We start from the raw sequence: 5,890 nt of genomic DNA, 5'->3' as shown, positions 1-5,890 counted from the left end.
TAGCTGCCGCAGCGCTCCAGGTTGAACCTGCAAGAATTGGAAAGACTATTTCACTTAAAAATGGAGAAAATGCTATGGTAGTTGTTGTTGCAGGGGATGCTAAAATAGACAATATTAAATTTAAGAATGAATTTGGCATTAAGGCAAAAATGCTGTCACCAGAGGAAGCACTAGAGTATACAGGGCATGCAGTTGGTGGAGTGTGTCCTTTTGGCCTTAAAAATGATTTGCAAGTTTTTCTTGATGTGTCGCTTAAACGATTTGAAACAGTTTTTCCAGCCTGTGGAAGTAGTAATTCAGCTATTAAGCTAACTTGTAATGAACTTGAGGAATACTCATTGAGTAATAAGTGGGTTGATGTATGCAAGGGCTGGGAAGAATAGTAGAAAAGCTAGCTAAAAAAGTGAAAGAATTCTTTGTCATACTTTTAGAACTTGAGAGAGTTAATATAAACTTAATTGTTTGCAATACTAAAATTCAGGTTGTAAATTTAAAAGCTACTTATCTGTAAGTGGTAATTTGTACATTTAAGCTTTAAACTATACATATATCTGACAAATTGCAAGTTCTCAGAAAAACTAGTATAGAGACTATTTAGAACTATGGCTTTGAGTATGCTTAACTAAGTTCTAAATAGTCTTTAATTTTAAACCAAGTGATGTAATTATAATAGTGAAAAAGGCATATTATTACAATGATGTATGACAAGTTAGAGCCAATAAAAACAGTGAACTTGTAACTTATTTTAACTTAGTAAATATTATATATTGAAAATTATTAGAGAGGGATGATATATGAAAATTTTGATTGCAATTTTAGACAAAAGAGATGGTATAAACCCACATTTCTGTAACAAGAAAATTAAATGATTCTGGTGATGAAGTAACAATTAGAGTTTTGTAATTTATTGTTTATGAGATAATTTAAGAAATTAGTATAATATAATAAATAAACAAAGTCCATAAACTAATAACAAGGAGCAGGTTATGAAAACAAAAATAAACATTACTGTAGAAAAGGTAAGAGTTGATGGTAATGGTGTAATTCTTCTAACAGGGCCTTCAGGATGTGGGAAGGGAGAAATCGCCAAGGCATTATGCAAGTTTTTATCTATTCCAGAGGAAAGACATTTATCCATGGGAAATATTTTGCGTAAAACAGTTATTAAAGCAAAAGAAGAGAAAGATTTTAAAGGTACACTTGCAGACAAATATAACATAAGCAATAAAGTGTCAATATTTGATATAAGTAAAAATAAACCAGAAATTATAAAAAAGGCTGAAGAGTATAGTAATGATATAATATCAACTTTTCGGTTGAAAAATAAGTTTGTTTCACAACTTCATTGGTTAGAATTTTGCATGGAAAATGGATTATTGATACCTGATGAATGGACAGTAAATATAATTGATGCATTATTTGAAAGTTCACCAGAACTCCGTAAGGGCATATTTATTTTAGATGGATATCCAAGAACAGTAGTGGCAGCAGAAAATTTGCTAAAAACATTTAACAACTTAGATATTTCTATTATTAAGGTTATACATCTTTTTATAACCAAAGAGCAAATGAGTGCAAGGGCATATAATAGAGGCCGGAGTGATGATACACAAAAAAGTTTAGAAAGAAGATATCAATTTTATATAGAGAAGGTACAGCCTTGTATTGATTATTTAAAGGATTATTTGGGATCCTCAATGGTATCATTGGTAGATGCTCATCAACCAATTTATGATGAAAATAGAGTATTAAATATAGATGAGTCAATTAAAGAGGTTGTGTTAAGTGTAATGGAAGTATTAGGATTACCCAGATTTCTCATGGATTTAAAGTGACGTTATTACATTTTAATTTTCAAATTTGTGAATATAGGTTAAACAAAACATAAATTAATTATATAAATTTCAAACAAAAAGATAAGTTTATTATTTATGAGATGTTGTAAGAGCCTGGAATTAATAGAGTCTCATAGACAATAGGCACATTTGCGCAAAAAGCAACTAAGTAATCAGAAAATGAAGTGCACCCCAAATGATAGACAGATTAACATTTGGAAGTGTACTTTTCTTACATTTTTCACTATTTAGGTTAATTAAAACGCATAACTTTATTGACAGAATTATCCAAAAGGTATATCATTTGCAAGAGCTGGTTCTTTTGTAGCAATTGAGTTAAGCATAGCATCAATATTACAATTTTTTATTTTTGCATTAGGTGAAGAAATTGCATGGGTTAGTACAATAGCACATTTTACTGCAAATATATTTGAGGTTATAGTATTCATATTAATTTAATACAGGTTGTGAGGTATTTATTGGTGCTTAAGCCCTGCAGTTAATAAGGAGTCAACTATAATAAACGGATAATTTTTAAAATGCCGTGCTATTCAGTAATGGATTCTACGGTATTTTTAAATGTAAAAAATTATGGGAATTCCATTGAAAGAAAAATAAAATGTAATAAAAATGTATTTAATAGTTGTATGATTATGGACACGTAGGTTGACATAGATAAAAAGTAGTAAGGGGGATCTTGAAAAATGAAATTATTAATACATGATTTGGGAAAAGAAGCTTTTAACAATGATATGCTAACTTCTGTTGATGGTAAAAAAATTATCTATAAAGATAGTGAAATTCATAATTGTATTGGTTGTTTTGGGTGTTGGATAAAAACACCCGCTGTTTGCGTAATACGTGATAAATATGGAGATATGGGTGAAATTTTATCCAAATGCGATACAGTCACCATTATCAGCAAATGTTTTTATGGCGGATTTAGCCCATTTATAAAAAATGTAATGGATAGAAGTATTTCATATGTACATCCGTACTTTGTAAAGAGAAATGGGGAAATGCACCATAGGCCACGTTATGAAAATCAATTTAATCTACAAGTTATATTTTATGGCGAAAACATAACTGAAAAAGAAAAACAAACAGCGATAAAGTTAGTAAAAGCAAATTCAGTAAATCTGAATTGTAACCTTCAAGAAATTTGTTTTGCTAAAAATATTAGAGAAATGGAGGGAATAACAATATGAAATTAGCTTTTATAAATGGAAGTCCCAAAGCTAAAGATAGTGCATCGGAAAGTATTCTAAAAGGATTGAAAAACTTATTTGCAAATGATGAGATGATTTCAGAATACCATTTTAGAACACCACATGTTGACAATAAACATTTGGAACAAATAGCTGAATGTAATGTAATAGCTATTGCATTTCCACTGTATGTTGATGGAATTCCATCGCATATGATTAGTTGTCTTTCTAAAATGGAAACATTTTTTTATGCATCTCCAAAACACAATATTAAGGTATACGCTTTAGTGAATTCCGGATTTTATGAAGGAAAGCAGAATTCACTAGCGCTTGAAATGGTGGAAAATTGGTGTGAAAAATCAGGACTTACTTGGGGGCAGGGGATAGGTATTGGTGCTGGTGGAATGTTACCTATGATATCTAATGTTCCTTACGGAAAAGGCCCAAAGAAAAATTTAGGGGAAGCCTTGAAAAATCTTTCAAATAATATTTCCTCTTATTCTAGGGGAGAGAATATTTTTATTACACCAAATTTTCCAAGAATTGCATATAAATTATCTGCAGAAGCAGGTTGGAGACAAAAGATAAAATCAAATGGTCTTAGTAAAAAGGATTTATTTCTGAGGAAATAAACTATGTAGCTGGAAGAAGGCTTATATATAGTAAACCTATTAAAAAAGACATAACTACAGTTATTTATAGTTTTCAACTAAATTTAGGGACGTTTCAAATCAACTTGTAAAGTAATTTGTTTTGAGATAGTCCTTTTTGTGCTTTAGAAAAATGGCAGAGTACACTTTTTCCATTTCAAAATTCACAGTATTAAAAGAATATTTAGGTATATACCTAAATATATTTTAAGTGGGACTTTTTATTGGAGGGAAATTAATTGAATTTATTTAAAGTAAAATCTGTAGAGGAACTGAAAAAAATAGGAAAGTTCAAAGACGTAGTAACGCAATTTAAAGATGGCATGGACAATGATGAAAAAGTAAACACAAGAAGTTGGCAGTCTCTTTATGATGCTATTAGTGATTATCAAAAATCACTAAAAAATAAGAAGGCCAAAGATTCAAAACAGGAAACCACTTCCTACTTTATTTCAAAGGAGGCTGAAATAATTTTTTACCTAATTGAACTTGATGGAGAAGAGAGAGCTAAGAAACTTGGATTAACTAAAACTCATTTCAAGAATAAAAAGAAAGCAACAAAATGGAGAAATAATATAGAGAAAATAATTAATCTAGATAAATGCAATCATCCAATGGCTGCTGAAGCCAAAAGTAAGTTAGATAGCATTTATAAAGAAATGGTTGGAAGCGAAGAATAATAAAATAAAATCCTATTCTCAAGCTGAGGATTCTTTTTTAATATGTTCCGAATAAGGAAGCATCTAAGATAAGGAATTATAAGTGGAGTATAAAAATATGGAAAAATGCTGCTTCTTTAGATTACTCAGGAAAGCCCTGGTAGGATACAAATAATCAATGTAGAATATGATGTAGAATAGTTGAATAAAATTGTTAATAAGAGTATATTAATAAACAAATCCCTTATAAATATGGATAAGGGGTTTGTTTTAGTTGTATGTGAAAGTATAACTTATAATATAATAATAGTTATAGAAGAGCTTTAAGATGATGAATAAATTCAGTTTATTAAATAAGTTTATAAGAGGATATAACTCTCAATATAAACTGTTACTATATAGCTCTTTTCTGGTAGAGTATCATGTTTTTTAGTTGATTAAAAGCAACTATGAAAATACATGTAGAAAAGGAGTAGAGAAACTATGAAATTTAATAAGCAAAGTCTAAAGAATTTTGGTGTTGAGATATAGCAAGAATCTCAACGCATTTCAAAATATCGGCTTTTTCATGGGTGCAATTGATATTAGCAAGTTTGTTGATATAGATATATTCAAACACAGAATTGACTCTATGTTTGATGAATTCAAGATGTGTCCACCAGCACCAGGATTTAGTAAAGTTATGTTACCAGGAGAAAACTCATACAAAGCTCTTCAAAAGGCGCGGTCCGAAGGAATTGAACTTTCTGAACCTATTATAAAGGAATTAATTGGGCTTGCAAAGCAATATGGTGTGGAACACCCTTTTAAGTAAGAATTTCAAGGAAGTAAATACAATTTATTAGTGAATAAAAACATGAATCTCTTAAAATGAGCGTAGAAATGCGAAAAATTTCAGATTGAGTTAACAAGTTGCAAACAAAATTAGATTTTCTAAGGATAAATTTAGTCATGAAAGGATGTATAAGTATGGCGAAAAAGACCACTAGAAATAGTGATATTTTAAGAAGTACTAAGCATACAACTTCACCTAAGATGTATGCTCTTTTAGTAAGTTTAGTAAATGATGATAGAGAAGACTTAGCAGAAGTTGTACTAAAAGTTGATTATTTATTACAATACACAAGCACTTGTATAAAACATAATGATTTTGAAGAAGGAAAGGAAAGTTTAGAAGGAGCAAAAGTTAGGATTGATAAGCTGAAAGATGAAGGTGTTAACACAGAATATCTGGATTATCTGTATGAAGGTATTTTTAATAAAGTTAAATAATAAACAGATGAAAATTTCTTTGAGGAAGAGTACAAACCACTGTGGTTAGAGAGCTTTCAAACATTTCCAGTGAAAAAATTGTGTTAATATAAAATGTTCTATGATATAATAACTCAGGAAAATAAAATATAAAATCCATAAATCCACTAATATTTTTAGTGGGACTGGTTCGAGAACTCCCAGTATAAAAAACTAAGGACTTAATACTGCGTGATAGCTGTATCCTTAGGTGCGGCTTTTTTTGCTTTTTTGAATAACTATAGACC

General features: G+C 29.8%; 9 protein-coding genes and 1 riboswitch. Of the genes, 8 read left to right on the top strand and 1 reads right to left on the bottom strand.

What is annotated here, in order from left to right; all coding sequences use genetic code 11:
• The 3 genes from RR409_RS10495 to RR409_RS10485 all read left to right on the top strand — a co-directional run.
• Positions 1-383: YbaK/EbsC family protein (locus RR409_RS10495; protein ID WP_332557702.1), on the top strand; the 383-nt coding region annotated here is incomplete at its 5' end.
• Positions 362-511, top strand: a complete 150-nt coding sequence (locus RR409_RS10490) for a hypothetical protein (protein ID WP_332557701.1) — start codon at positions 362-364, stop codon at positions 509-511. The genes RR409_RS10495 and RR409_RS10490, both read left to right, overlap by 22 nt.
• A 475-nt stretch (positions 512-986) precedes the next feature.
• Positions 987-1,835, top strand: a complete 849-nt coding sequence (locus RR409_RS10485) for a nucleoside monophosphate kinase (RefSeq protein WP_332557700.1) — start codon at positions 987-989, stop codon at positions 1,833-1,835.
• Positions 1,836-2,119: 284 nt separating this feature from the next.
• Here RR409_RS10485 and RR409_RS10480 read toward each other — a convergent pair whose 3' ends face one another.
• Positions 2,120-2,284 (bottom strand): hypothetical protein, encoded by a 165-nt coding sequence (locus RR409_RS10480; protein ID WP_332557699.1) that lies wholly within the window; start codon positions 2,282-2,284, stop codon positions 2,120-2,122.
• 255 nt (positions 2,285-2,539) lie between these two features.
• Between RR409_RS10480 and RR409_RS10475 the strand changes: the two genes are divergently transcribed.
• The 5 genes from RR409_RS10475 (at position 2,540) to RR409_RS10455 (ending at position 5,624) form a co-directional block, all read left to right on the top strand.
• Positions 2,540-3,043 carry a flavodoxin family protein gene (locus tag RR409_RS10475; RefSeq protein WP_332557698.1) on the top strand — a complete coding sequence of 168 codons (504 nt, stop codon included), beginning with the start codon at positions 2,540-2,542 and terminating at the stop codon, positions 3,041-3,043.
• Positions 3,040-3,675 (top strand): hypothetical protein, encoded by a 636-nt coding sequence (locus RR409_RS10470; RefSeq protein WP_332557697.1) that lies wholly within the window; start codon positions 3,040-3,042, stop codon positions 3,673-3,675. Before RR409_RS10475 ends, RR409_RS10470 begins: the two co-directional genes overlap by 4 nt.
• A gap of 257 nt (positions 3,676-3,932) precedes the next feature.
• Complete coding sequence (locus tag RR409_RS10465; RefSeq protein ID WP_332557696.1) at positions 3,933-4,373, top strand: hypothetical protein; 441 nt, start codon at positions 3,933-3,935, stop codon at positions 4,371-4,373.
• Between the two features lie 499 nt (positions 4,374-4,872).
• Positions 4,873-5,166: an Ldh family oxidoreductase gene (locus RR409_RS10460; RefSeq protein ID WP_332557695.1), complete on the top strand. Its 294-nt coding sequence runs from the start codon at positions 4,873-4,875 to the stop codon at positions 5,164-5,166.
• A gap of 155 nt (positions 5,167-5,321) precedes the next feature.
• On the top strand, positions 5,322-5,624 hold the full coding sequence (locus tag RR409_RS10455; RefSeq protein ID WP_332557694.1) for a hypothetical protein: 303 nt from the start codon (positions 5,322-5,324) through the stop codon (positions 5,622-5,624).
• Positions 5,625-5,782: 158 nt separating this feature from the next.
• A riboswitch (PreQ1 riboswitch) is annotated at positions 5,783-5,826 on the top strand.
• Positions 5,827-5,890 lie beyond the last annotated feature (64 nt).

Origin of the sequence: Clostridium sp. (genome assembly GCF_036642255.1) — a bacterium.
Classification (GTDB): domain Bacteria; phylum Bacillota; class Clostridia; order Clostridiales; family Clostridiaceae; genus Clostridium_J.
The sequence above is the reverse complement of the archived record's forward strand: the minus strand, read 5'-3'. Positions and strand labels throughout refer to the sequence as shown.

Coding starts and splice junctions, on each gene's coding strand:
- RR409_RS10475 (WP_332557698.1), top strand. CDS start 2,540: ATGAAATTATTAATACATGATTTGGGAAAAGAAGCTTTTAACAATGAT.
- RR409_RS10470 (WP_332557697.1), top strand. CDS start 3,040: ATGAAATTAGCTTTTATAAATGGAAGTCCCAAAGCTAAAGATAGTGCA.
- RR409_RS10455 (WP_332557694.1), top strand. CDS start 5,322: ATGGCGAAAAAGACCACTAGAAATAGTGATATTTTAAGAAGTACTAAG.
- RR409_RS10485 (WP_332557700.1), top strand. CDS start 987: ATGAAAACAAAAATAAACATTACTGTAGAAAAGGTAAGAGTTGATGGT.
- RR409_RS10490 (WP_332557701.1), top strand. CDS start 362: ATGCAAGGGCTGGGAAGAATAGTAGAAAAGCTAGCTAAAAAAGTGAAA.
- RR409_RS10480 (WP_332557699.1), bottom strand. CDS start 2,284: ATGAATACTATAACCTCAAATATATTTGCAGTAAAATGTGCTATTGTA.